At 65.3% G+C, this 26,032-nt stretch carries 19 protein-coding genes; 14 read left to right on the top strand and 5 right to left on the bottom strand.

The window, feature by feature from the left end:
• The coding region (locus FEV53_RS03700; RefSeq protein WP_425465470.1) for a helix-turn-helix domain-containing protein at positions 1-238 on the bottom strand (238 nt) is incomplete at its 3' end.
• Positions 239-477: 239 nt separating this feature from the next.
• Here FEV53_RS03700 and FEV53_RS03695 point away from each other — a divergent pair.
• From FEV53_RS03695 to FEV53_RS03670, 6 genes are all read left to right on the top strand, one after another.
• Complete coding sequence (locus FEV53_RS03695) at positions 478-2,649, top strand: malate synthase G (protein WP_142833469.1); 2,172 nt, start codon at positions 478-480, stop codon at positions 2,647-2,649.
• A 157-nt stretch (positions 2,650-2,806) separates the two neighbouring features.
• Positions 2,807-3,376 carry a 2-oxoacid:acceptor oxidoreductase family protein gene (locus tag FEV53_RS03690; RefSeq protein ID WP_142833468.1) on the top strand — a complete coding sequence of 190 codons (570 nt, stop codon included), beginning with the start codon at positions 2,807-2,809 and terminating at the stop codon, positions 3,374-3,376.
• Positions 3,369-4,541 carry a pyruvate ferredoxin oxidoreductase gene (gene porA, locus FEV53_RS03685; protein ID WP_142833467.1) on the top strand — a complete coding sequence of 391 codons (1,173 nt, stop codon included), beginning with the start codon at positions 3,369-3,371 and terminating at the stop codon, positions 4,539-4,541. Before FEV53_RS03690 ends, porA begins: the two co-directional genes overlap by 8 nt.
• Positions 4,541-5,602: a thiamine pyrophosphate-dependent enzyme gene (locus FEV53_RS03680; protein ID WP_142833466.1), complete on the top strand. Its 1,062-nt coding sequence runs from the start codon at positions 4,541-4,543 to the stop codon at positions 5,600-5,602. Before porA ends, FEV53_RS03680 begins: the two co-directional genes overlap by 1 nt.
• Positions 5,599-7,281, top strand: a complete 1,683-nt coding sequence (locus FEV53_RS03675) for an FAD-dependent oxidoreductase (RefSeq protein ID WP_142833465.1) — start codon at positions 5,599-5,601, stop codon at positions 7,279-7,281. Before FEV53_RS03680 ends, FEV53_RS03675 begins: the two co-directional genes overlap by 4 nt.
• Positions 7,282-7,457: 176 nt before the next feature.
• Positions 7,458-9,494 carry an NADH:flavin oxidoreductase gene (locus tag FEV53_RS03670; RefSeq protein ID WP_142833464.1) on the top strand — a complete coding sequence of 679 codons (2,037 nt, stop codon included), beginning with the start codon at positions 7,458-7,460 and terminating at the stop codon, positions 9,492-9,494.
• Here the strand turns inward: FEV53_RS03670 and FEV53_RS03665 are convergent.
• Positions 9,491-10,378: a LysR substrate-binding domain-containing protein gene (locus FEV53_RS03665; protein ID WP_246100721.1), complete on the bottom strand. Its 888-nt coding sequence runs from the start codon at positions 10,376-10,378 to the stop codon at positions 9,491-9,493. The two genes, FEV53_RS03670 and FEV53_RS03665, sit on opposite strands and share 4 nt — an antisense overlap.
• A 132-nt stretch (positions 10,379-10,510) precedes the next feature.
• Here FEV53_RS03665 and FEV53_RS03660 point away from each other — a divergent pair, with 132 nt between their 5' ends.
• Complete coding sequence (locus FEV53_RS03660; protein WP_142833463.1) at positions 10,511-12,088, top strand: trimethylamine methyltransferase family protein; 1,578 nt, start codon at positions 10,511-10,513, stop codon at positions 12,086-12,088.
• Positions 12,089-12,118: 30 nt separating this feature from the next.
• Here FEV53_RS03660 and crtB read toward each other — a convergent pair whose 3' ends face one another.
• Complete coding sequence (crtB, locus tag FEV53_RS03655; RefSeq protein WP_142833462.1) at positions 12,119-13,129, bottom strand: 15-cis-phytoene synthase; 1,011 nt, start codon at positions 13,127-13,129, stop codon at positions 12,119-12,121.
• On the bottom strand, positions 13,126-14,661 hold the full coding sequence (locus FEV53_RS03650; protein ID WP_142833461.1) for a phytoene desaturase: 1,536 nt from the start codon (positions 14,659-14,661) through the stop codon (positions 13,126-13,128). The genes crtB and FEV53_RS03650 overlap by 4 nt, the downstream gene beginning before the upstream one ends.
• Positions 14,662-14,766: 105 nt before the next feature.
• Here FEV53_RS03650 and crtA point away from each other — a divergent pair, with 105 nt between their 5' ends.
• The 4 genes from crtA to bchO are packed head-to-tail and all read left to right on the top strand — an operon-like array spanning position 14,767 to position 18,957.
• Positions 14,767-15,462: a spheroidene monooxygenase gene (gene crtA / locus FEV53_RS03645; RefSeq protein ID WP_142833460.1), complete on the top strand. Its 696-nt coding sequence runs from the start codon at positions 14,767-14,769 to the stop codon at positions 15,460-15,462.
• Entirely contained in the window at positions 15,459-16,484 is a 1,026-nt protein-coding gene (gene bchI / locus FEV53_RS03640; RefSeq protein WP_142833459.1) for a magnesium chelatase ATPase subunit I, read from the top strand. Before crtA ends, bchI begins: the two co-directional genes overlap by 4 nt.
• Positions 16,481-18,100 carry a VWA domain-containing protein gene (locus tag FEV53_RS03635; RefSeq protein WP_142833458.1) on the top strand — a complete coding sequence of 540 codons (1,620 nt, stop codon included), beginning with the start codon at positions 16,481-16,483 and terminating at the stop codon, positions 18,098-18,100. The genes bchI and FEV53_RS03635 overlap by 4 nt, the downstream gene beginning before the upstream one ends.
• Positions 18,100-18,957 (top strand): alpha/beta fold hydrolase BchO, encoded by an 858-nt coding sequence (gene bchO, locus FEV53_RS03630; protein ID WP_142833457.1) that lies wholly within the window; start codon positions 18,100-18,102, stop codon positions 18,955-18,957. Before FEV53_RS03635 ends, bchO begins: the two co-directional genes overlap by 1 nt.
• A 15-nt stretch (positions 18,958-18,972) precedes the next feature.
• Here bchO and FEV53_RS03625 read toward each other — a convergent pair whose 3' ends face one another.
• Positions 18,973-21,282 (bottom strand): Tex family protein, encoded by a 2,310-nt coding sequence (locus FEV53_RS03625; protein ID WP_142833456.1) that lies wholly within the window; start codon positions 21,280-21,282, stop codon positions 18,973-18,975.
• Between the two features lie 168 nt (positions 21,283-21,450).
• Between FEV53_RS03625 and xdhA the strand changes: the two genes are divergently transcribed.
• From xdhA to xdhC, 3 genes are read left to right on the top strand one after another with little or no spacing between them, the layout of a single operon-like run.
• Entirely contained in the window at positions 21,451-22,920 is a 1,470-nt protein-coding gene (gene xdhA, locus FEV53_RS03620; protein WP_142833455.1) for a xanthine dehydrogenase small subunit, read from the top strand.
• Complete coding sequence (gene xdhB / locus FEV53_RS03615; RefSeq protein WP_142833454.1) at positions 22,917-25,202, top strand: xanthine dehydrogenase molybdopterin binding subunit; 2,286 nt, start codon at positions 22,917-22,919, stop codon at positions 25,200-25,202. Before xdhA ends, xdhB begins: the two co-directional genes overlap by 4 nt.
• A gap of 3 nt (positions 25,203-25,205) precedes the next feature.
• Positions 25,206-26,021 (top strand): xanthine dehydrogenase accessory protein XdhC, encoded by an 816-nt coding sequence (gene xdhC, locus FEV53_RS03610; protein WP_142833453.1) that lies wholly within the window; start codon positions 25,206-25,208, stop codon positions 26,019-26,021.
• Positions 26,022-26,032: the final 11 nt, after the last annotated feature.

The raw sequence follows: 26,032 nt of genomic DNA, 5'->3' as shown, positions 1-26,032 counted from the left end.
GCGTATGACGCCGGAATGCGACAATCATGGCCTCCTCCGCTTCGGTGAGAACGGTCGAACGCGGCTCCCTCGGCCCAGTCTTCAAGTCCTCCACCGTCGCCCGCTTGCGCCACTTCGCGACGGTCTTGGGATTGATGCCCAGCTCCTTGCTCAGCTGCGCGAGCGAAGCTTGCGATCGCTGTATTGCAGCTCTGACAGCGTGCGTGGTCGAGGCGCTCCCGTGACGAACTTGTCCCATAATGCTTCCTTCCATTCCTGAGAAAGGATCACACCATCAAACCGTGGGATCAAACACCTAGTGTGACGTATGTAACCCAAACTTGCATCTGGGACCGGCCCCTTGTCTTCGTTACCCAAAGGAGACCGGCCCCCGTCGCAGATATCCGGTGGTGTGCTATCGCATCTGACGAAAATTGAGTATCTGATCTCCAACGCGCTCCGGCTGGGCCGGGTGCTGTCTTGGCAAAGGATGACACCATGACGATCTCGACCGATCATTCGAACCGTATCCAATCCCATGATCTCAACATCGACCCTACGCTGAAACGGTTTGTCGACGACAGTGTCCTGCCAGGGTTGAATATCCCGGAAGAACGGTTTTGGGCGGCTTTATCCGACATCCTGCACCGCTTTGCGCCCCGCAACCGGGAGCTTCTGGCCCGGCGGGCGGAAATCCAGACGCAGATCGATGACTGGCACAAAACCCACCGGGACAAACCCCACGACTCTAAGCTCTACAAATCCTTCCTTGAAGAGATCGGCTATCTGGTCCCCGAGGGCGACGATTTCAGCATCGAGACTGCTAATACTGACCCCGAGATCGCCTCGGTGCCCGGCCCACAGCTCGTGGTGCCTTCGACCAATGCGCGGTTCGTGCTGAACGCCGCCAATGCGCGCTGGGGCAGTCTCTACGACAGTCTTTACGGCACGGATGCCATGGGTCCGTTGCCCCCTGCGGGCGGCTTCGATGATGGGCGCGGCTCTCGGGTCGTGGCCCGGGCAGCGGTGTTCCTCGACGAGATCTTCCCGCTCGAAGCTGTCAGCCATGTGCGGGCCTCCACCTACACCATCGTGGACGGGCAGTTGCAGGTGGACGGCGCACCGCTGAAAAATCCTGCTGCCTTTGCAGGATATACAGGCGCCGCCGATCAGCCGAACTCGGTGCTCTTGCGCAACAACGGGCTGCATGTGGAACTGGTCTTCGACGCCTCTCACCCCATCGGCACGACCTCGCCCTCAGGGCTGGCGGATGTGGTGCTGGAATCCGCCATGTCGGCGATCATCGACATGGAAGATTCGGTCGCTTGCGTCGATGGTGCCGACAAAGCGCTGGCCTATCGCAACTGGCTCGGCCTGATGAAAGGCGACCTGGAAGAGACCTTCACCAAGGGCGGCAGGGAGATGACACGCCGTCTGCACGGAGATCGCTGCTACACCGCGCCCGACGGATCGGAGCTGGTGCTGAAAGGGCGCGCGCTCCTGTTGGTGCGCAATGTGGGTCACCTGATGACCAACCCGGCCATTCTGGATCGCGACGGCAACGAGGTGTTTGAGGGGCTGATGGATGCGGTGATCACCACGCTGATCGCCATGCATGACCTGAACAAGGCCAACGGCCCGCGGAACTCGGTCACCGGCTCGGTCTATGTGGTCAAGCCCAAGATGCACGGTCCCGAAGAGGTGGCCTTTGCCAATGAAGTCTTCAGCGCCGTCGAGGATGCTCTGGGCCTGCCCGCCTATACCGTCAAGCTCGGCATCATGGATGAGGAGCGCCGCACCAGCGCCAACCTCAAGGAATGCATCCGCGCGGCAAAACACCGGGTCTGCTTTATCAACACGGGCTTTCTCGACCGCACCGGCGACGAGATTCACACCTCGATGGAGGCCGGGCCCTTCAGCCGCAAAGACTTCATCAAGCGCAAGGACTGGATCGGCGCCTATGAGAACCGCAACGTGGATATCGGTCTCGAATGCGGGCTGTCGGGCAAGGCTCAGATCGGCAAGGGCATGTGGGCCATGCCGGACAAGATGGCGGCGATGCTGGAGCAAAAGATCGAGCACCCGCGTGCCGGAGCCAATTGCGCCTGGGTGCCGAGCCCGACCGCGGCCACGCTCCACGCCACCCATTACCACCGGGTGGATGTAATGGCGGTGCAGGCCGGGCTCTCTAAGGTCGGTCGCCGTGCGCATCTGGAGGCTCTGTTGGATATTCCGCTGGCCTCCTATCGTCGCTGGACGCCCGAACAGGTCCGCCGCGAGGTTGAGAATAACGCACAGGGCATCCTCGGCTATGTCGTGCGCTGGATCGATCAGGGGGTCGGATGCTCCAAGGTGCCGGACATGAATGATGTGGGATTGATGGAAGACCGCGCCACCTGCCGGATCTCCGCCCAGCACATCGCCAACTGGCTGCATCACGACATCATCAGCCGTCAGGAAGTGTCCGAGATCATGCAGCAGATGGCCGAAGTGGTAGACCGCCAGAACGCGGACGACCCGGAGTACCAGCCCATGGCGCCGGGCTTCGACGGCATCGCGTATCAGGCCGCCTGCGATCTGGTCTTCGAGGGACGTGAACAGCCCTCCGGCTACACGGAACCGGTGCTTCACGCCCGACGGCTGGAGCTAAAGGCACAGCGTCGCGGCTGAGACTGGTCCCCGTCTTCGGGGGACGGCAAAATCAGGGGTGGGTAGGATCTGGAAACTCGCCTCTGCGGGCTCTTTGGTGTCGGATGCGTCCCGGTTCAACGCGATGACATGATCTAGGTCAAGGACAGCCCGCGGCCGGGCGTCCTTTACTACACCTATGATTGAGTATCGCATGCATGGCCGGGGCGGCCAGGGAAGTGTCGCAGCAGCCTATCTGCTGGCCGCAACGGCGTTCGAGGCAGGTTGGCAGTGTCAGGCCTTTCCGTCCTTCGGGGCGGAGCGGCGCGGCGCGCCCGTCACCGCCTTTGTCCGGGTGGATCAGACACAAATCCATCTGCGCTCGCAGATCCGTACGCCGGATGTGCTGATCGTGCAGGATGACACGCTCTTGCAGGACGAGCGGATCACGGCGGGTCTCAAATCCGGCGGCGCGATGTTGGTGAATACCGCCCGCGACGGGGGTGAGATCGGCGCTCATTTCGGCTGCCGTTGCGTGAACATCGACGCGACTGAGTTGGCTATCACCCATCTGAGGCGGCCTATCCCGAATACGGGCCTGTTGGCCGCGCTTGTCACGCTCGAAGGACGTTTCGCGCTGACGGCGCTCGAAAAAGCGGTATCGGGGCGATTTAACGGCACCATTCTGGAGCAAAACCTCGCCCTCATCGCCGATGCCGCCGCTGCGGTTTCCGCTGGGGCCTGGGCAGAGGAGATGAGCGATGCGTGAAGCGCTCGAAGGCAGTCAGGCGATCGCCCGCGCGGTAGCGCTGTGTGAGCCCGACGTGGTAGCGGCCTATCCGATCACCCCCCAGACCCACATCGTCGAGAACCTCTCGGAACTTGTGGCCCAAGGAGACCTGCATACGGAATTTGTCAGCGTCGAAAGCGAGTTTTCTGCTGCCTCGGTGGTGCTCGGCGCGGCTGCGACTGGTGCGCGGGCCTATACGGCGACGGCCTCGCAAGGCACGCTCCTGATGGCGGAGGTCCTGTTCAACATTGCTGGTATGCGCCTGCCGCTGGTGATGACCGTAGCCAACCGCGCGGTCTCGGCGCCCCTGTCGATCTGGAATGACCACGCGGATTCGATGGCGGTGCGCGATTCGGGCTGGATCCAGCTCCATGCGACCTCCAATCAGGAGGCAGTGGACACAACAATTCAGGCTTTCCGCATCACGCAGGAGACGGAGCTGCCGGTGATGGTCTGCATGGACGGGTTCATCCTGACCCACACCATGGAGCCCATCGACCTGCCTGACCGCATGGCCGTGCGCGACTGGCTGCCGCCGATGGCGTTCAGCCGGTCTCTCGACCCCGAGCGCCCCCTGTCGCTGGGGATGCTGGTCTCACCCGACTATTTTCCCGAGATCCGCCATTCCCACCATGCTGCGATGCAACAGGCACTGGCGGTGATCGAAGAGGTCGATACCTCATTCCACAGCCGGTTTGGCCGCGCGGCAGGGGGTCTGCTGACAGTCGAGGGCGACCCTGAGGCCAAGGTCGGCATCCTTGCCATGGGCTCGACCGTGGGGACGCTCAGGGCGGGCATGGCGCATTATGTAGAGGCGGGGCCCGCGCGGCTAATCACTCTGCGCAGCTTCCGGCCCTTTCCGGCGGAGGCGTTGCGCGAGGCAGTGGAGGGGCTCGACTGCCTTATCGTCATCGACCGGGCGATCTCGCCGGGTCTGGGCGGCGTGCTGGGGACCGAAGTGGCCGCCGTGCTATCGCAATCGGCGCGGCCACCGCACATTCTCAACCACGCGCTCGGCCTCGGCGGGCGGGACATCCCCGAGACCGTCTATGTGGACCTGCTGGATGCCGGCCGCGACCCCGACGCACCGCGCTTTTCGGTATTCGACGCCGATATGACCAAACTTGCCCCGGAGGACCGGTGATGACCGACGCCACCCGACTTGCCGAGTTGCGCCAGAAATTCGGGCGTGTGCCGGAAGGCCCCTCAGATCCCAAGCCCGGCACAGTTAGCCCCCGCGAGGCGCAGCCGCGGTTTCGGGGGCTGGAGAGTGGCCATCGTGCCTGTCAGGGCTGCGGCGAAGCTCTGGCCGCGCGGCTGGTGATGGAGTGCGCCGGGCCGGACGTGATCGTCGCCAATGCCACCGGCTGTCTGGAGGTGTTTACCACCGCCTGGCCGCAGAGCGCGTGGCGGGTGCCGTGGGTGCATTCGCTGTTCGAGAACGCCGCGGCTGTCGCCTCCGGCATCGAGGCCGCCATGAAAGCGCGCGGCAAAAACACCAAGGTGCTCGCCTTTGGCGGCGACGGGGCGACTTATGATATCGGGTTTCAGTCGCTTTCGGGGATGCTGGAGCGCTATCACAACGTGCTCTACGTCTGCTACGACAACGAAGCCTACATGAACACGGGCATCCAGCGCTCTTCCTCCACCCCCCATGCGGCGACGACGACGACCTCTCCGGCGGGCAAGGAGCGGATGGGAAAACGGCATCTGAAGAAAGACCTCGTCTCCATCATCGCCGCCCACCATATCCCCTACGCCGCCTCTGCATCGGTGGCCTTTCCGCAGGATCTGCAACGCAAGGTCCGCTACGCCATGGGGATCGAGGGGCCGACCTTCCTCGTCATCCACTCTCCCTGTCCGCTGGGTTGGAAGCATGACAGCCGCCTGACCATCGACGTAGCGCGTAAGGCAGTGGAATGTGGGCTGTTTCCGATGGTCGAGCTCGAGCGCGGGTCGCTGTCGAACGTCATGCCGATCCGGCAGGTACGTCCGGTGACGGATTATCTGGAGCTGCAGGGACGTTTTCGTCACCTATTCGCCGACGATCCGAGGGCCGAGGAGGAACGCGCCCACCTGCAGGCGCTCGCGGATTACAACATCACCACCTATGGCCTCACGGGCGGCGACCCCGACAACGCCGACACCGTCGGGACGGCGGCGGTCGGGCGCGGCGGCCATCCGGCGGGGAGGCTCAGACCATGACGATCCTCACACGCAGCGCCTATGGCGAACCGGGCACTTCGCTGGACTTCAAGACCGGCAACTGGCGCTCCACCGAAAAGCCCGTTCATATCCACGCCAAGGCGCCTTGCCACGGGGCTTGCCCCGCAGGCGAGGACCAGCAGGCGTGGTTTGCGCTCTTGCAGGAGGGCCGGGTCGAGGCGGCGTGGCGCGCTCTGGTTGCGGCGAACCCGCTGCCGGGGGTCACTGGCCGGGTCTGCCCGCATCCCTGTGAGACTGCCTGCAACCGAAAGGCTCTCGACGGCGCACTGGCCATCCACAATGTTGAACGCTGGCTGGGGGATGAAGCGGTCGCGAATGGCTGGGCCTACCCGGTCGAAGAACCGCCGGCAGACGCGCCAGTGGTTGCCATCATCGGCGCCGGTCCGGCCGGGGTCTCGGCGGCGTACCACGCCTTGCGCCATGGGATGCGCGCCCGGATCTTCGAAGCGGCCTCCGAGGCCGGGGGGCTCCTGCGCTCGGCCATCCCGCCCACCCGACTGCCGCGCGCCGCCCTGAACGCAGAGCTTGATCGCGTCCTTTCATTGCCGGGAATCGAGGTGACCTGTCGCGCCCGTCTGGGCCGCGATGTCTCGGTGGAGGCACTCGCCGCTGATCACGCCGCCGTCCTCCTGGCCCCTGGCTGTCAGGAAGGGCGCGACTGGGATGTGGGCGGCTCGGTGCCCGCCGATCACCATGAGGGGCTCGCGCTCCTGAAGGAATTCATGGATCATGGCCAGTTTCCCGCAGCCCAGCGGGTGATCGTTCACGGCGGCGGCAACACGGCGATGGATCTCTGCCGTCTCATGAAGCGCTTCGGTGTGGGCGAGGTGACTCTTGTCACCGCCTCCGGCCTGCCCGGCCCCGACACGGCTACCGATGACCTGATCAACGTCGTCCCGCGCGAGTTGGAAGAAGCGCTGGAAGAAGGGATCGAAATCATCCCACACGCCACCGTCAACCGCCTGATCATGCGCGGCAGCAAGGTCGTGGGCGCGGAGGTGGCGAGCCTGAAGAAGGTTCCCGGCACTGATGGCCGCAAGAAACGTGTGACCTTCGAGGGCACCGAACGGGTGCGCGACGTGGATATGGTGATCCCTTGCATCGGCGAAATGGTTGATCCCGAGGGGCTGCATAGCTGGATCAATCGAGGCTACCTGCGGCCCTCGGATCACTGGGGGACGCTCAGCGACCGGATCTACGCGCTGGGCGATGCGCGTGGTGACCGGGGGACGGTGGCCGAGGCCATCGGGGACGGTGCGCGCGCCGTAGCGGCGGTGGCCGCACGGCTGAACGGAGGCGAGGCCACGACCGACACCCGCGCCGAACTGCCCGCCTCGGATCTGAACCCGGTTTACTATCCGCCCGCCGCGCGCAGCGTTGCGCCGAAATTGCCAGTGTCCGAGCGGACCTTCGAGGCCGAGATCGAGGGCGATATCGGGCATGAAGCCGCGCTGGCGGAAGCCGCGCGGTGTCTGTCCTGTGGCAACTGCCTCGCCTGCGACAATTGCTGGACCTTCTGCCCCGACAGCGCTGTGATCAAAACGGCGGAACTGGCGACCGACGGGTCCTTCTACCTCTTTGATCTGGACTACTGCAAAGGCTGCGGCCTCTGTGCGCAGGAATGTCCCACGGGCTACATCCAGATGCGTCCTGAATAGGCAGCCCGTCAACGCCTGCGGATCGCTTTCAGAGTGAGTTCAATTAAGCCAGTGCCAAGCATTTTGGCCTTGTCGGGCTGGCGTGAGGGGTGTCAGCTGGGTTCGACATCGCTGGCGTGCGTCCGGAACAAGGGGCTCGGCGGCGCTGGTGAAACCTTCCAGAGACGAGGCGCATCGTGGCCGAAGATCCTCTTTTGCAACCATATCAGCTCAGGCATCTGCGGCTGAAGAACCGTTTGATGATCTCCAGCCATGAGCCCGCCTACCCCGAGGACGGGATGCCCAAAGGACGCTATCGTGCCTATCATGTCGAGCGGGCAAAGGCCGGGGTTGCGATGACCATGACGGCGGGATCAGCCAGCGTGGCGCGCGACAGCCCTCCGGTGTTCAACAATATTCTGGCGTGGAAGGACGAGGTGGTTGGCTGGATGCGCCAGCTCACCGACGCCTGTCATGACCACGACTGCGCTGTGATGATCCAGCTCACCCATCTGGGGCGCCGGACCCGCTGGGACAAAGGCGACTGGCTGCCGGTGGTCTCGGCGGGATATGCCCGCGAGCCTTCGCATAAAGCCTTCCCCAAATGCGCCGAGGACTGGGACATTGCCCGGATCATCGAAGACTACGCCGACGCCGCCGAACGGATGCAGGCCGCCGGGCTCGACGGGATCGAACTTCAGGCCTATGGGCACCTGATGGACCAGTTCTGGTCCCCACTGACAAATGACCAGCAGGGTCCCTATGGCGGATCGCTCAACAACCGGCTCCGCTTCACCTTCGATACACTCTCTGCGATCCGGGAGCGGGTCGGGCCCGAGTTCATCGTCGGTATCCGCTACGTGGCGGACGAGGATCTGCCCGGAGGTCTCACGTCAGAGGATGGGCTGGAAATCTCGCGCCGGCTGAAGGCCTGCGGGATGGTGGATTTTCTGAACGTCATTCGCGGTCATATCGACACAGATGCAGGGCTTACTGATGTGATTCCCGTTCAGGGCATGGCCAGTGCGCCGCATCTGGACTTCGCAGGTCGGATCCGGGCCGAAACGGAATTTCCGACCTTCCACGCCGCCAAGATTCAGGACGTGGCGACAGCCCGACACGCCATCGCCAGCGGCAAGCTCGATATGGTCGGAATGACCCGCGCCCATATGGCCGACCCTCATCTGGTGGCCAAGATCCGGCGCGGCGAAGAAGACCGCATTCGCCCTTGCCTTGGCGCGAATTACTGCCTCGACAGGATCTATCAGGGGGGCATGGCGCTCTGCCTGCATAACCCGGCAACAGGGCGCGAAGAAACCGAACCGCATGAGATACCGCCCGCCCCCGAGCGCAAACGCGTCTTGATCATCGGCGCCGGTCCGGCCGGTCTGGAGGCCGCGCGGGTCGCCGGAGCTCGCGGCCATGACGTCATCGTGCACGAGGCGGCGAACGAACCCGGCGGACAAGTGCGCCTCACGGCTCAAACGCCGCGCCGCAAGGAGATGTTGCAGCTTGTCCAGTGGCGGATGGCCGAATGCGCGCGCTACGATGTCCGGTTCCATTTTAACAGTCTCGCCGATGAAGAGACCGTGTCCGAGGCCAGCCCGGATGTGGTGATCGTCGCCACGGGCGGCTTGCCGGATACCGGGGTTCTGACAGAAGGCGAGGATCTGGTGGTTTCGGCATGGGATATCCTGACCGGCGACGCGCAGCCCGGGACGAATGTTCTCATTTACGACGACGCGGGCGACTATCCGGCGCTACAGGCCGCCGAAAAGCTGGCGCGCGGTGGTGCACGGGTCGAGATCGTCAGTCGGGACCGCGCATTTTCCCCAGAGGTGATGGCCATGTCCCTGACCGCATCTCTGCGGGAGCTCAAACAGCACGACGTCCGCTACACAGTCCTTTGGCGGCTGGATGCGGTGACACGTGACGGCAATGGATTGCGGGCATTGCTCGGCTCAGATTATGGCGCGTTTTCCGAGGCCCGCATGGTCGATCAGGTCGTGGTCAACCATGGCACACGGCCCCTCGACGACCTCTACTTCGCCCTGCGGGATCGGTCGCTGAATGGCGGCGAGGTCGATTACGAAGCATTGGTCGACGGACAGCCGCAGCAGGTAGTGCGCAACCCGGAGGGAGCCTTCCGGCTCTACAGGATCGGAGACGCGGTGGCCGCGCGGAATACCCACGCAGCGATTTACGACGCGCTGCGGCTGGTCAAGGCGATCTAAGCCTGACAGTTCCTCAGCAGCCAGTCGTGGACCAACCGTGAGCGATCCGTCGCATGTCGGTGCAGCCGGACATAGAACTGGTCCCCGGTCTCTACCGCGTCTGGCAAGAGCGGCACCAGCTCTCCCGACTGCAGATAAACCCGCGCGAGGTCGACCCAGCCCAGCACCGCTCCCATGTCGTCGCGCGCCGCCTGCAAGGCGATGGCGTAGTTATTCACCCGGTGTGCGGCCTGCACAGGAGCATCATGACCCACCGCCCGGAACCATTCGGCCCACCCCGTCCAGCCCGTCTGGGTGCTGTCAAACTGGATGAGAGGGAGCGCAGCCAGATCGCCGACCCCACGCACCGGGTGAGCGGTGGCAAAGCGCGGACTGCCCAGCGCCATGATCCGGTCAGCAAACAGAGCGCGGCACGTCGGATCTCGAGCGGGCGGGACTCCGTAATGGATACTCAGATCGCAGTCGGTGCTGAGCAAATCCGTATCGCTAACGATCTGCGCTACTGAGACATCGGGATGCGCCTTCCAGAACTGGGCAAGCTTCGGCGTGAGCCAGAGGGTGCTGACAGCGGTGGTGACCCGGATCACAACCGAACTGCGGCGGGCGTTCTGCCGCAGTTGGCCCACAGCCTCTCCCATGGCCTCAAAGCCCCGTTGCAAGGCGACCAGAAGATAAGCGCCGGCCTCTGTCAGTTCCACGCCCCGATGATGGCGGTTGAACAGGGCGCATCGCAACTCCGTCTCCAGCGCCTTGACCTGATGGCTGATGGCCGCCGGGGTCACATTCAGCTCACGCGCGGCCGCCTTGAAGCCCACATGCCGGGCAGCAGCTTCGAAAGCCACGAGCGCACTCATGGGCGGCAGATCGTAGGGGCGTTTGGGCACACGACGACTCCTGACAAACGGACCATCCCGCCAGCATCCGGCATTACCTCAGCTATTCCAAGGCGAGAATTTGTACGCTTGCTGCGACGGCGCCGCGGACAGACAGTCGAGCGATGGACCCGGGAGAGCAGGATGCAGGACGAAAGCTGGACTGACGCAGTGCCGAAGCGCTCCAGACCGCGGCGGCGGCGGGCAGGAGAGCCGGGTCAGGTGCGTGAGACGAACACCCACCTGCACACACCTTACATCACGCGTGGTATCCCTCCATATGACCTTCTGAGCGACGAGGCCCTGACCCGGATCGAGGCAGCGGCCGACCGCATCCTTCGGGAGATCGGCATCGAAATCCGGGGCGATGACGAGGCGGTGCGCCTGTTTCGTGAGGCTGGGGCCGATCTGCGACCGGTCACAGGGGACGCATGGAACCTGCGGTTCGAGCCGGGCCTCATCCGCAGTCTTCTGGCAACAGCACCTGCACGGTTCACGCAAATGGCCCGAAACCCTGACCGCTCCGTTGAAATCGGTGGCGATTCGGTAGTGTTCGCGCCGGCTTACGGCTCGCCCTTTGTCATGGATCTGGACCGGGGGCGGCGCTACGGAACGCTTGAGGACTTTGAAAATCTGGTGCGGCTCGGGCAGTCGTCCCCGTGGCTCCACCATTCCGGCGGCACGATTTGCGAGCCTACGGACATCCCCGTCAGCACCCGCCATCTGGACATGGTCTATGCCCACATGCGCTATTCAGACCGGGCATTTCTGGGGTCGATCACAGCGCCGGAACGGGCCGCTGACAGCATCGAGATGTGCCGTATCCTGTTCGGGTCCGAAGTCGTCGACCAGAACTGCGTTATCATGGGGAATTTCAACACCACATCGCCGCTGGTTCTGGACGGGGTCACAACGGCAGGCATCCGCACCTATGCGGCAGCGGGTCAGGGCTCGATCCACCTGCCATTTCTCCTTGGGGGAGCGGTGTCACCGCTGACCATGGCTGGCGCCGTCGCTCAGTGTCTGGCGGAATCCATGGTCTCCTGCGCGCTGACGCAACTGGTCCGTCCCGGCGCTCCGGCCCTCCTGGCGGGGTTCCTGTCATCCATGTCCCTGCGCACGGGCTCCCCGACCTTCGGCACGCCCGAACCAGCCTTGGGTTCGCTGGTCATGGGCCAGCTGGCCCGGCGGCTGAACCTGCCCCTGCGCTGCGCCGGAAACTTCAGCACGTCGAAACTGCCCGACGGCCAGGCCATGCAACAGGCGATGATGTCGATGCTGTCTGCGGTCCAGAGCGGCGCCCATTACATTTTGCATACGGCGGGCTTTCTCGATGGGCTCCTCTCCATGTCCTATGAGAAATTCGTCATGGATTGCGACATGGCCGGGGCCCTGCACGCCTACCTGCGCGGGCTTGAGGTCAGTGACGATACGCTCGGAGTCGATGCGCTGGCCGAGAATGGCCCCGGCGCACATCTGTTCGGAACCGCCCATACCCTGCGCCACTACGAGACCGCCTACTGGGACAGTGCGCTGAACGACGATCAGCCGTTCGAGACGTGGTCCGAGCAAGGCGGCGAAGACCACGCCACCCGGGCCAACACCCGATGGAAGCAGATCTTGCGCGACTATGGACCCCCTCCCCTCGACGTCGCGACGGATGAAGCGCTGCGCGACTTCATGGCGCGTCGCAAGAGCGAGCTGCCGGTGGCCTGGCATTGACAAGACCAGACCGCGCGGTGGCGAGGCGATCTAGATGCCCGCGCGGCGGTGCCGTTCGAGCTGCATAAGCACCTCGATCAGCGACTGGCCGCGGTTTCGGGCCTGCGGCGCTTCGCGGCGCGCGCCGTCCACGAGAAACGCGGTTTCCGGCAGGGGCGGGGCGTAGATCACCGCCGAGCGCGGCGTGACCACCGAGAGCGCCGCCTGCGCGACGGACAAGCCCAGAAGACCCGCCTTTTGCATCCGTCCGGTCCGGCCCCTGTGGTGGACACTGTCGCAGCCATTGCGCCGCACGGCCCCACCGATCGCAGCGTAGATATTGCGCGCAGCGTAAATCCCCGGGCGGGCGCCCAGCGGTAGCCCGTCGATGCCAGTTTCGGCGCGATGATAGAGCCGGTCGGCTTCGCGCAAGAGCTGCGCGACCATGGGGCGCAGCAGAGGCAGGGCGGCGTCGGGATCGGCGCAGAGCGTTTCGGGGGTGAGCCCGGCTGCGTCCAGCCAGTCGAGCGGCAGATAGACCCGGCCCGCCCGGGCGTCCTCGCCCACATCTCGGGCGATATTGGTAAGCTGCATGGCCACGCCCAGATCGCAGGCCCGCGACAGGGAGGGCGCGTCGCGCACACCCATGAGGACGCACATCATTGCCCCGACCGCCGAAGCAACCCGCGCGGAATAGTCCCGGAGGCCGGACAGATCGTCATAGCGCCGCTCCAGTGCATCCCAGGCGAGCCCTTCGAGCAAGGCTTCGGGCAGCACGCGGGGCATGTCGTGGTCCTCGATCAGAGCGGCAAAGGCCCGGTCGGGGGGGCGGTCTTCGGGGCGGCCGTGATAGGCCTTGTCCAGCCGGTCGCGCAGGCGCAGGACCGCAGCGGCTTTATCCTCCCCCAGATCCACCGCGTCATCGGCCAGCCGGCAGAACGCGTAGAGCGCCAGCGCCGGATCGCGGACACGGGCGGGCAAGAGGCGCGAGGCAGCGTGAAAGGACAGCGATCCGTGGCGGATCGCCTCTCGGCAATACTCCAGATCCCCCGGCGCGATCATTCGGCGGCCAGGGGCTCGGGGGCCGTGACGGCAGCACTTGGCGCATCGGGAACCAGCTTGCCCAGCACTTCCGCCGAGGACACCACCCCTGGAAGCCCCGCACCCGGATGGGTTCCTGCGCCGACCAGATAGAGCCCGCGCGCCTCTTCGCTGACGTTGTGGGGGCGGAACCACGCCGATTGCAGGATGCGTGGCTCGATGGAGAAGCCGGTGCCATGGGGGCTGAGATAGCGGGTGCTGAATTCCGCCGGGGTCAGTACGGTTTCTGCCGCGAGGTGATCCCGGAATCCGGGGATCACCGTTTCCAGTTGGGCGGCGACCTTTTCCTTGTAGCGCAGCGCCTCGCGCTTCCAGTCGACCGGATTGTCGTGACCCAGATGGGGCACCGGAGACAGGGCGTAGAACGTATCCCCGCCCTCAGGCGCCGCACTGGGATCGGTGACACTGGGGCGATGGATATAAAGGCTCATATCGTCGGCCAACCGCCCGTTGACGAAGATATCGTCCACAAGCCCCTGGTAGCGCGGCCCGTTCAGGATCGTATGATGACCCACATCAGGCCACATCTCTCGCGTGCCCCGTGTGCCGAAATACCAGACATAGAGCCCCATGGACCAACGGCTGCGGTCGAGCTTGCGCGGGGTCCAGCGCTTTTTCCCTTTGAGCAAGTGCTTGTAGGTGTGGCCCGTATCAGCATTCGAGACCACCAGCCCGGCGTCCAGCACCTCGCCGCTGTCGAGCCGCACGCCTGTGACCCGGCGGGTGCCGTCCTCGGGCACGCTCAGGATCTCCGCGACCTCGGCCCCCATCCGCACGGTGCCGCCCTGCCGACGCACCACATTTGCCATGGCCTCGGCAATCGCCGCCACACCACCCATGGCGTAATGGACGCCGAATTCCTTCTCCAGATGGCTGACAAGAATATACATGGAGGTCACGCGGAACGGGTCGCCGCCAATGAACAGCGGGTGAAAACTGAAGGCCATCCGCAGCCGCTCATCCTTGAACCGGCGCGCTGCATGGGCCGCCACGGAGCGATCGGCGCGCAGCATGGCAAAGGTCGGCAGGACCTTGATCAGGTCCCAGAGCTTATGCATGGACCGCCGCCCGAGATTCTCGAAGCCAAACCAGTAGCGTGCCTCGCTGTCCTTCAGGAACTTATCATATCCGGCCACGTCCTCCGGTGAGAGACGTGCCACCTCGGCGCGCATGGCGTTCTCATCCGGCCGGGCGGTAAAATGACTGCCATCGGGCCAGCGAATCTCGTAAAACGGGTCGAGCGACCGCAGGTCCACATCCGCGTCGAAATCACGCCCGCAATCGGCCCAGAGCTCGCGAAAGAGCTGCGGGACGGTGACGATGGTTGGCCCCAGATCGAATCGGTGACCGTTGACCGTAATCGCCGAGCCGCGTCCTCCGGGAACGTCGAGGCGGTCGAGCACCGTAACCCGGTAGCCCTTGGCGCCCAGCCGCATGGCAGCGGCGAGCCCCCCGAGACCCGCGCCGATGACAATGGCGTGTGAGTTGTCCATAATTTGAGACTAGCAGTGTAAATCTGATCTGACAATTCACGTTTGCTCCCTTTTCAAAAGAGGATTTTGCTGTCAGACTTATCTGACAGATGGGAGGCATCTCCGATGCAGACGATCACGCTCAGCCTCTATCGGTTCAACCGGATCCGTGACCGGATCTGGATGCTGGGCCAAATGGCCCTTGGTCGGCGCAACATGGCCCGCACGCCCGGCTGCACCTTTTGGAAGCTCTTTGGCTCTGGCAGCGGAGAAGGCTTTACTCCGATTCCCAACACCGCCGTCTGGGCAATTCTCGCCTGCTGGGAGGGTCCCGATGGCAGTGCCGCCTGTCCGGTGCACCGGCGCTGGGCCGCCCGTGCCGATGAGAGCTGCCAGTTCAACCTCAGCGCGACATCCGCGCGCGGGGTCTGGTCGGGCAAGGAGCCCTTTGCCCCGCAAACAGACGCAGGCCCGGGCGGCCTCGCGGTGATGACCCGAGCCACCGTCCGTCCCCGGCACGCACTGGAATTCTGGCGGCAGGAGCCCGCCATTTCGGGCCGTATTCCGGATACGCCGGGACTGCTTTTCAAGATCGGCGTGGGCGAGTTCCCCCTCGTCCAGCAGGTCACGTTCTCGGTCTGGTCGGACGTGGCGTCGATGCACGCCTTTGCCCATGCCTCCGGTCCCCACGCGGCGGCGGTGCGCAAGGTCCGCGACGGCGGCTGGTTCGCCGAAGAGCTCTACGCCCGGTTCCGCGTCACCCATGTGTCAGGACTGTGGAACGGCCGCCCCCCCCTCGAACCCATCCGAGAGGTCGCATGAAACAGGTGTTCCCCTTTACCGCGCTGGTCGGTCAGGACCAGATGAAGCGCGCCATTCTGCTGGCCGCCGTCGATCCCGGTATCGGCGGGGTGTTGGTCATGGGCGACCGGGGCACGGGCAAGTCCACGGCTGTGCGCGCCCTCGCGGCGTTGTTGCCGAAGATCCGTGTCGTCGAGGGATGCCCGGTGAATTCCGCCCGCCCGCGCGACGTACCCGACTGGGTGGAAATCACCGACGCGCAGATGGTTTCGCGTTTGACGCCGGTGGTGGATCTGCCACTGGGCGTCTCGGAGGACCGCGTCACCGGCGCACTCGATATCGAGCGGGCGCTGGTGCAGGGCGAGCAAGCCTTCCAGCCCGGTCTGCTGGCCCGCGCCAATCGCGGCTTTCTCTATATCGACGAGGTGAACCTGCTCGAAGACCACCTCGTGGACCTGCTGCTCGACGTGGCGCAGTCCGGTGAGAACGTGGTCGAGCGCGAGGGCCTGTCGATCCGCCATCCGGCCCGGTTTGTGCTCGTGGGCTCCGGCAATCCAGAAGAGGGCGAGCTGCGCCCGCAGCTCCTCGACAGGTTCGGGCTGATGGTGGATGTGACCTCCCCGACGGATATCGAAACACGGGTGGAGGTTGTCCGACGTCGTGCCGCTTTTGATGCGGACCCGTCAGGGTTTCTGCGCCGGTGGCGGACCGAGGAAACGCGTCAGCGCAAGGCGATCACCGCCGCGCGCAAAGCGCTGTCCCGGATCGAGACGCCTGACGCGATCCTCGAAGACTGTGCGGCGCTCTGCATTGCGCTCGGTTCGGACGGACTGCGCGGGGAACTCACGCTCCTACGCACCGCCCGCGCTCTGGCCGCGCTCGAAGGCGCGAATGTAATCGCGCGGGAACATCTGATCGAGATCGCCCCGATGGCCCTGCAGCACCGTCTCCGCCGCGATCCCATGGACGAAGCGGGCTCTGCCGCGCGGGTTACCCGCGCGCTGTCAGAGCTCTTTGGCCCGCTGGCCGCGGCGGCGGAATGAACCCGGTCTGGCAGCGCGCCTGCCGGGCCGCAGCGGTGCTGGCCCTCGATCCGGTGGGGCTCGGCGGCCTGTGGCTGCGGGCGCGGCCGTCACCTGCCCGAGACGCGTTCCTCGCAAGACTGGCTCCGCTTGACCCGGCCCGCATCCATCCCGACATTTCAGACGCCGCCCTGTTCGGCGGACCCGATCTCGTGGCGACCCTTCAGGCCGGGCGAGTCGTGCATCGGGCTGGCGTCGCGGAGCGGGCGCGGCTCCTGCAACTCACCATGGCCGAGCGCGCCACGCCGGGGCTTGCCGCGCGGCTCGCGGGGCTGATCGACCGGCAGGATCTGGAGGTGCTGGCCGTGGATGAAGGGGCCGATGCCGAGGAGCAGCCGCCACGCGCGCTGACCTCGCGGCTGGGGCTCTTCGTGGCGCTGGACGGGCTGGCTCTCGCCGATCTGCAGGCCACGTCCCCGGATCTGGAGGACGCGCGCGGGCGGTTGGATCAAATGGCACTCCCTGATGACATCGACCGGACGCTGGCCGAAATCGCCCTCATGTTGGGCGTCACCTCCCCAGCCGCAGCGCTGCGCACCCGCGCAGCGCTGCGCTGTCTGGCGGCACTGGATGGCGAAGCGGGGCCTGCGCAAATCGAAGAGGCGGCCTCCCTGACGCTCGCCCATCTGGCTGGCCCACCGATGGACGTTCCCGAGGCGCCGCACGAGCCTGAAACGTCCGAGGCGCAGGACGAAGAGCCCGCACAACGCGGCGAGGCGATGGTCGAGCGCGTGGTCGAAGCCACCCGCGTGGTCCTGCCACCCGATCTGATGACTGCGCTGCAACTGGGCCGCACTCGCAGGCATGCGGGCAAGGGCGAAGGCGCGAAGCTGCGGCAAATGGGCGGTCGTGGACGCCCCTTGCCCGCGCGTCCGGGGCATCCGGATGGCGGACGGATCGATGTTATTGCCACCCTGCGCGCTGCGGCACCGTGGCAGACCATCCGGCACCGCTCGATGGGCGCGCGGGACCAGCGCCGCGTCATCGTGCTGCCCGAGGACATCCGTCTCGCGCGGTCGGAGATCAGTGCCGAGAGGCTGGTGATCTTTGCCGTGGATGCGTCCGGCTCTGCTGCCATCGCCCGTATGGCTGAGGCCAAGGGCGCGGTCGAAGCGCTCCTGTCGGGAGCCTATGCGGCCCGGGACAGCGTGGCCCTGATCGGCTTTCGCGGCACGGAGGCCGAGCTGATCGTTCCGCCAACGCGCTCCCTCACCCGCGCGCGGCGCTGCCTTTGCGGGCTCCCTGGCGGCGGCGCCACGCCTTTGGCGACGGGGCTGGAGGCGGCACGGGCGCTGGCGGGACAATCCGAGCGGCGCGGGGCCACCCCGGTGATCGTGCTCCTGACCGACGGTCGGGCGAATATGGCGCTGGACGGCACCGCCGACCGCGGTCGCGCCGCCGAAGACGCGACCCGCTCCGCCACGGCGCTGGCGGGCGATGCGCGACAGGTGATTGTCGTCGATACCGCCATTCGTCCGAACCGCCGCCTGAAGGAGCTGGCAAATCAGGCGGGCGGGCGCTACCTGCCCCTGCCCCGCGCCGATGTGGGTGCTTTGCCGGAGGCGTTGCGCGCGTAATGGACTGGGATCGGGATGGGGGCGACTGGCCCAACCGCGAGGCCTCGCAATTCATCGCGGCCCGCCCCCATCGCTGGCATGTGCAGGTGATGGGCGAGGGGCCGGATCTGCTGCTGCTGCACGGAACAGGGGCCACCACCCATAGCTGGCGCGACGTGCTGCCGTTGCTGGCCAAGCACTACCGGGTGATCGCGCCGGATCTGCCGGGGCACGGATTCACGAAACTGGGGCGACACAACCGATCCTCCATGGAGGCGATGGCAGAGGATTGCTGGACCCTGTGCGATGAGCTCGACGTGGCACCTCACGCGATCATCGGCCATTCGGCAGGGGGCGCGGTCGCCCTGCGCATGGCGCAGATCCGCCAGGGCCCTGCCACAGTGATCGGGATCAACGCGGCGCTGGGGGATTTCGATGGACCGGCCGGGTTTCTCTTTCCGATGATGGCGAAGGCGCTGTCGATGACCCCATTCGTGTCTTTGGCGTTTTCGCAGCTCACCACCCGGACCGGAGGCGTCGCGCGATTGCTGGACGGCACCGGATCGACGATCGACGCACGGGGCCGTAAGCTCTACGCCCGCACCGTGGCCAGTGCCGCCCATGTTGAGGGAGCGCTCCTGATGATGGCCCAATGGTCGACCCGCGCGGCACGCGAAGGTCTTCCCGGTCTGAAGATCCCTGTCACCTTCCTCGCCGCCGAGAACGACCGGACGGTGCCAGCCAAGGTTTCCCGCCACGCCGCAACGCAGGCTCCGAACGGGTGCTATATCTCCATGGGCAGGCTGGGACATCTCGCCCATGAGGAAGACCCGAACCTCGCCGTGCGACTGATCCTCGACGCCATCCCTCAGACCTGAGGGGCTGGGCAGAGGTCAGGTCTTTTTCATCGCATCGCGCAATGCTGCGCCAAAGCTGCCGGTGGCTGAACTCTTGGGGGGCGTGGCAGGCTTACGCTGCTTCGGGGCCGGAGCGCGGGGATTTCCGGCGGGATCTCTACCGTCCCGGCCACCCGCAGCGCCGTCCTTGCGCATGGACAGTCCGATCCGTTTGCGCGGGATGTCGACTTCGGTCACGCGCACCTGCACCACATCGCCCGCCTTGACGATCTCATGGGGGTCCTTGACGAAGCGGTCGGCGAGTTGGCTCACATGGACAAGCCCGTCCTGATGGACGCCAATATCCACAAAAGCCCCGAATGCTGCCACATTGGTCACCGTGCCCTCCAGCCGCATGCCCGGCTTCAGGTCGCGGATGTCCTCGACCCCGGCGGCGAATGTCGCGGTCTTGAACTCGGGCCGGGGGTCACGCCCCGGTTTTTCCAGTTCGCGGAAGATATCCTGCACAGTGGGCAGACCGAAGGAGTCGGTTACAAACTCTTCGGCACGCAGCCCCCGCAGCGCCCCGCTCGCCCCAACGATCTGGCGGATATCACGCCCGCAAGCGCGCACGATCTGCCGCGCCACATCATAGGCTTCAGGGTGCACGGCAGATGCGTCGAGCGGCTCGGCCCCATCGCGGATGCGCAGGAAACCGGCGCATTGTTCGAACGCTTTGGGCCCCAGCCCCGTCACCTTCATGAGCGCTTTGCGGGATGGAAACGCGCCGTGTGCTTCGCGGTGACGCACGATGGCGTCGGCCAGAGATGGCCCCAGCCCCGCCACCTGCGCGAGAAGCGGAGCGGAGGCTGTATTCAGATCGACGCCCACGGCGTTCACCGCATCCTCGACGACAGCATCCAGAGCATTCGCCAGACGGCGCTGGTCCACGTCGTGCTGATACTGGCCAACGCCGATGGATTGCGGTGTGATTTTCACCAGTTCGGCCAGCGGATCCTGCAATCGGCGGGCGATAGAGACCGCGCCGCGCAGGGATACGTCGAGGTCAGGAAACTCTCGCGCGGCCAGTTCGGACGCTGAATAGACGGACGCGCCCGCTTCGGAGACCACGACTTTCTTAGGCGGAGTGCCCCGCTTGGGCAACAGTTTCAGCGTGTCCCCGACCAGCGCTTCGGTCTCGCGGCTGGCTGTCCCGTTACCGATGGCGATCAAGTCCACATCATGCCGGGTGATCAGCTCGATAAGCTTTGCCTCAGCACCGCGCACATCCATCCGCGGCTGGAATGGATAGATAGTTGCGGTCTCCATCAACTTGCCGGTCGCATCCACCACCGCGCATTTCACACCGGTGCGGATGCCCGGATCGAGCCCAAGCGTCGCTTTGGCCCCGGCCGGAGCGGCGAGCAGCAGATCCTTCAGATTGCGGGAAAAGACGGTGATCGCGTCCTGGTGCGCCCGCTCGCGCAACTCGCCCAGCAAGTCGATGTAGAGTGTCAGAGAGAACTTCACACGCCAGGCCCATCCGGCGACCTCGCGCAGCCAGGTGTCGCCCGGCGTGTCGCCTGTCGTGTTGAGATGAGCCGCAATCATCGCGATGGCCCGGGGTACGCCGGTCTCGGCATCGGGCGCGACCTCGATCAGAACGATATCTTCCTTCGCGGCGCGCAGAATGGCCAGCGCCCGATGCGAGGGGATGTCCGCCCATTTCTCCCGCTGATCAAAGTAGTCGGAGAATTTCGCGCCCTCCTGCTCCTTCCCCTCGATGACCTTTGACACCACAAAAGCCTCGCGGCGCATGAACTCCCGCAGACGACCCAGCAGATCGGCCTGCTCGGAGAGCTCTTCGGTCAGAATGTCGCGCGCTCCGGCCAGCGCGTCCTTCACGGTGGCAACCGCATCGCTGAGATACCCTGCCGCGTGGGTTTCAGGCGGGACCTCGCGATCAGCCATGATCGCGCGCAACAGCGGCTCAAGCCCGTTCTCGCGGGCGATCATCGCCTTCGTCCGCCGTTTGGGCTTGTAGGGCAAGTACATGTCCTCAAGCGCGGATTTCGTCTCGGCTCCCGCGATGGCGCGAGCCAGATCGTCCGTCAACTTGCCCTGCTCCCGGATCGATTTGAGGATCGTCTCGCGCCGGGCCTCCAGCTCGCGCAAATAGCCGAGCCGGTCCGAAAGGGTCCTCAGCTGGCTGTCGTCGAGCCCGCCGGTGACTTCTTTGCGATACCGGGCCACAAAGGGCACCGTCGCGCCGCCGTCGAGCAGCGCGGCGGCCGCTCCTACCTGTGCCGGTGTTGCGCCAATTTCCTGAGCAATCAGGCGGCTGATCTGCGTCGCGGTCTGGGCCAAATCACGTGCTCCCTGAGGTCCGGAGTTCGTGATACCCCCCAGGTTTGCCCTGGGCAACATCTCCTCTGCCGCCACCTGTGCCAGACAAAAGCAATTGCTATTTTTGGCAAGCTTCCCTCCTAATTGCCGGAACCACTGCGCCCATCCGGCATCCAGAGAGAGGTGAGCATGACACATCGCAGCGAAATCTGCTTTCGTCTCAATGACAAAGACGTGTCGTTGCGCGAGGTCGGCGCCAGCCAGACTCTTCTGGACTACCTGCGTTTGGATCAGCGCCTGACGGGCACCAAGGAAGGCTGTGCCGAAGGCGATTGCGGGGCCTGTACCGTGCTCGTGGGTCGGCTCACCCCGTCCGGGCTGAGATATGCGCCGGTCAATGCCTGCATCCGCTTCCTTGCCTCGGTGCATGGCTGTCACGTGGTCACGGTCGAACATCTCTCCGGGCCTGACGGACAGCTCCACCCTGTGCAGCAAGCTATGGTGGACCACCATGCCAGCCAGTGCGGGTTTTGCACGCCGGGTTTTGTCATGGCACTCTATGGGCTGTGGATGGAGGTGCCGGAGCCCACCGTGGCGCAGATCGAGACGGCGTTGCAGGGCAACCTCTGCCGCTGCACCGGCTATGCGCCGATTATCGACGCGGCTCTGGCACTGTCGCGCTACGGCAGACCAGCGGCGGACCATCTTGTGCAAGAACGAGAGACCATCGCCGCCCGCCTGCGTGATCTCAAGACTGAAGATCGGATCGTCACGGGCCCTCCCGGCGATCGCGCCATCCTGCCCGCCAGCGTCGACGATCTGGCGGACTGTCTGCTGGAGAATCCGGCGGCGACACTTGTCGCGGGTGCCACCGATGTCGGCCTCTGGGTGACCAAGCACCTGCGCCCCATCGGCCCCGCGATTTTCACCGGCCATCTCGACGCGCTGAAGACGATCACCCGAGACGACGGCGCGCTGCGGATTGGCGCCGGGGCCAGCTACACCGATTGCCAGCAGGTTCTGTGTGACCACATCCCGGTTCTCTCGGAGTACTGGTCGCGCATCGGTGGCTGGCAAGTGCGGAATATGGGAACGGTCGGCGGCAATATCGCCAATGGTTCGCCCATCGGCGACACGCCGCCCGTGCTCATCGCGCTTGGCGCGTCGATCACCCTCCGTCAGGGTGCGGAACGCCGCAGGCTGCCGCTTGAGGCGTTCTTTATCGATTACGGCCAGCAGGACCGCGCGCCCGACGAGTTTGTCGAGAGCATCGCGGTCCCCCTGCCCGGCCCAGATGATCGCATCGCCGCCTACAAGATCTCCAAACGCCGGGACGAGGATATCTCGGCCGTCGCGGTCGGGATCCGGGTGACGGTGCAAGACGACATCATCACCGACGCGCGGCTTGCCTTTGGTGGCATGGCCGCAACGCCCAAACGGGCGGCTCAGGCCGAGGCGATGCTGGTGGGCGAGCCTTGGGCACGCAAGAGTTTCGAGGCCGCGGCAGAGGCGTTGTCGCAGGACTTTACCCCGCTCACCGATTGGCGCGCCTCGGCGGAGTATCGGATGCTGGCGGCACAGAACCTGCTCCGGCGGTTCTGGCTGGAACAGGAGGGCGCGCCGGTACGCCTCGACACCGCCATGGAGGCTCTGGCATGACGACGGCGGACCGAATCCACGACAGCGCTACGAAGCACGTCACCGGCGCAGCCCGGTACACGGATGACCTGCCCCTGCCCGAAGGCGCGCTGCACGCCTATCTCGGAGTCTCGGATGTCGCCCACGCCACGTTGCGCGAGATCGACCTGACCGATGTCCGCGCCGCGCCCGGCGTGGTCGGCATCCTGACGGCAGAGGACGTACCGGGGCTGAACGACATCAGCCCGACGGGATCGGGGGATGAGCCGGTCTTTCCGACCGACAGGATCGAATTCCATGGCCAGCCACTCTTTGCGGTCGTCGCTGAAACACGGGATCAGGCGCGGCGGGCGGCGGCGCTGGCCAAAGTCATCTGCGATCCCCTGGCCCACGCGCTCGATCCGCTGACGGCTGAGGCTGCGGGCTATCCCTTCGTCACCCCGCCGCTAACCCTCACCCGGGGAGATGCCGAGGCCGCGCTGGCCACCGCACCCCGCCGGATCAAGGGGCAGATGCAGGTCGGCGGGCAGGACCACATGTATCTCGAAGGGCAAATCGCTCTCGCGATTCCGGGCGAGGATGATGAGGTCACAGTTCATTCCTCGACGCAGCACCCGTCCGAGGTGCAACAGATGGTAGCGCAGGCTCTTGGTGTGCCCGCCCATGCAGTGGTGGTCAATGTGCGGCGTCTGGGCGGCGGGTTCGGCGGCAAGGAAACCCAGATGAACCTGTTCTGCGTCGTCGCCGCCATGGCGGCAAAAACGTGGAACCGCCCGGTCAAGATCCGCCCCGACCGCGATCAGGACATGACCGCCACAGGGAAGCGCCACGATTTTGTCATCGATTACGAGGTCGGCTTTGACGATCAGGGGCGGATCACCGCAGTCGAGGGCGATTTCCGCGCCCGCTGCGGCTTTTCGGCGGACCTCTCCGGCCCCGTCACCGACCGCGCCCTGTTTCACGCCGACAATGCCTATTTCTATCCCCATGTGCGCCTGTCCAGCCACCCGATGAAGACCAACACGGTCTCCAACACGGCCTTTCGCGGCTTTGGCGGGCCGCAGGGGGTGATCGCCGCCGAGCGGATGATCGAGGAAATTGCCTATGCCACGGGGCAGGACCCGCTCGACGTGCGCAAGGCGAATTTCTACGGCTGCGAGGGGTGGAACCTGACGCCCTATCATCAGGAGGTGGAGGACAATATTCTCGACCGGCTGGTGGGGGAGCTGGAACAGAGCTGCGCCTATCGCGCCCGGCGGCAGGAGATCCTTGATTATAACCGCAACTCCCCGGTGTTGCGACGCGGCATTGCGCTAACACCGGTGAAATTCGGCATCTCCTTTACCGCGACCTGGTACAATCAGGCCGGTGCGCTGGTCCATGTCTATAAGGACGGCTCGATCCACCTGAACCATGGCGGCACCGAGATGGGGCAGGGGCTGAACACCAAGGTTGCGCAGGTGGTGGCCGATGCGTTTGGGGTGCCCCTTGAGCAGGTGCGGATCACCGCGACAACGACGGAAAAGGTCCCGAACACCTCCGCCACGGCGGCCTCCAGCGGCACCGACCTGAACGCTATGGCCGCGCTCGACGCGGTTCGCCAGATCAAGGAACGGCTGGCCGGTTTCGCCGCCGGGAAATGGGGCGTTGCGGCGGAGGATGTGAGTTTTGAAGCGGGTCAGGTTCGGATCGGGTCGGAGGTGCTGTCCTTTGAGACACTGATCAAAGAAGCCTATCTCGCCCGCATCCAGCTCTCAGCCGCCGGGTTCTACAAAACGCCCAAAATCCACTGGGACCGGAACAAGGGTCAGGGCCGTCCGTTCTATTATTTCGCCTATGGCGCCGCCTGTTCCGAGGTGACCATCGACACGCTGACCGGCGAATACCGGATCGAGCGGACGGATATCCTCCATGATGTGGGTCGGTCGCTGAACCCGGCGTTGGATCGCGGGCAGGTCGAGGGGGCCTTTGTGCAGGGCATGGGCTGGCTGACCACCGAGGAACTCTGGTGGGACGAGGCCGGTCGGCTGCGGACCCATGCGCCCTCCACCTACAAGATCCCACTGGCCTCAGACCGCCCGCGCATCTTCAACGTGAACCTCGCCGACTGGTCCGAGAACAGGGAACCCACTATCAGGCGTTCCAAGGCCGTCGGCGAACCGCCCTTCATGCTGGGGATCTCGGTGCTTGAAGCGTTGTCCATGGCGGTCGCGTCCGTGGCAAATTACCGCGAGTGCCCACGGCTCGACACCCCCGCGACGCCCGAGCGCATCCTGATGGCCGTCTCGCGGTTGAGAGGCTGAGAAATGGCAGGCAGCACGGCCAGCTTGTCGGCTTTCTTTGCCACCCATCCCGCAGTTATCCATATCAAAATTACACGTGTGTCAGGCTCCACCCCCCGCGACGAAGACGCCGAGATGCTCGTCGCCAGAGATGCTGCTCTGGGCACGATCGGCGGGGGACAACTGGAATATCTGGCGATCAGTGCCGCCCGTAAGATGCTGGAGACGACAGAGACACGGCGCGATCTGGAGCTGCCTCTCGGGCCGGAAATCGGCCAATGTTGCGGGGGACGGGTCTGGCTGACGCTGCACGCCATGGACGCGTCAGCGCGGGCCGACGCCCTCGCCCGCGCCGTAGCGTCCGACGCTGCGCAACCGCATGTCTGCGTGCTCGGTGCCGGGCATATCGGGCGGGCACTGGCGGATCTGTTCCAGCACATGCCGGTCCGCTGCCTCCTGATTGATTCCCGCGCCGACCAACTTGAGCGTTGCGCCGCATCGGTCGAGACGCGGTTAACCGCCCTTCCCGAAGCCGAAATCCGCGCGGCCCCGCCGGGCAGCGCATTCGTCGTGCTGACCCATGACCACGCGCTCGACTTCCTTCTGACCGCAGCGGTGCTGGAGCGGGGCGATGCCGCCTATGTGGGCATGATCGGCTCTCGCAGCAAACGCGCGCAATTTGCCAACTGGCATCGCGACCAGGGCGGAGATGCAGAGCTGAGCGCCCTGCACTGCCCCATTGGCGATACCGTTATGGACAAGCGTCCGCAGGTGATTGCGGCCTCGGTGCTGGCGGAGGTCATGACAGCGTTCGTCGCAAGGCAAAGGATCGGGTCGTAGTCCAACACGGG

Source organism: Palleronia caenipelagi, assembly GCF_007004065.1.
GTDB lineage: Bacteria > Pseudomonadota > Alphaproteobacteria > Rhodobacterales > Rhodobacteraceae > Palleronia > Palleronia caenipelagi.
This window is presented reverse-complemented; position numbering and strand designations above follow the sequence as displayed.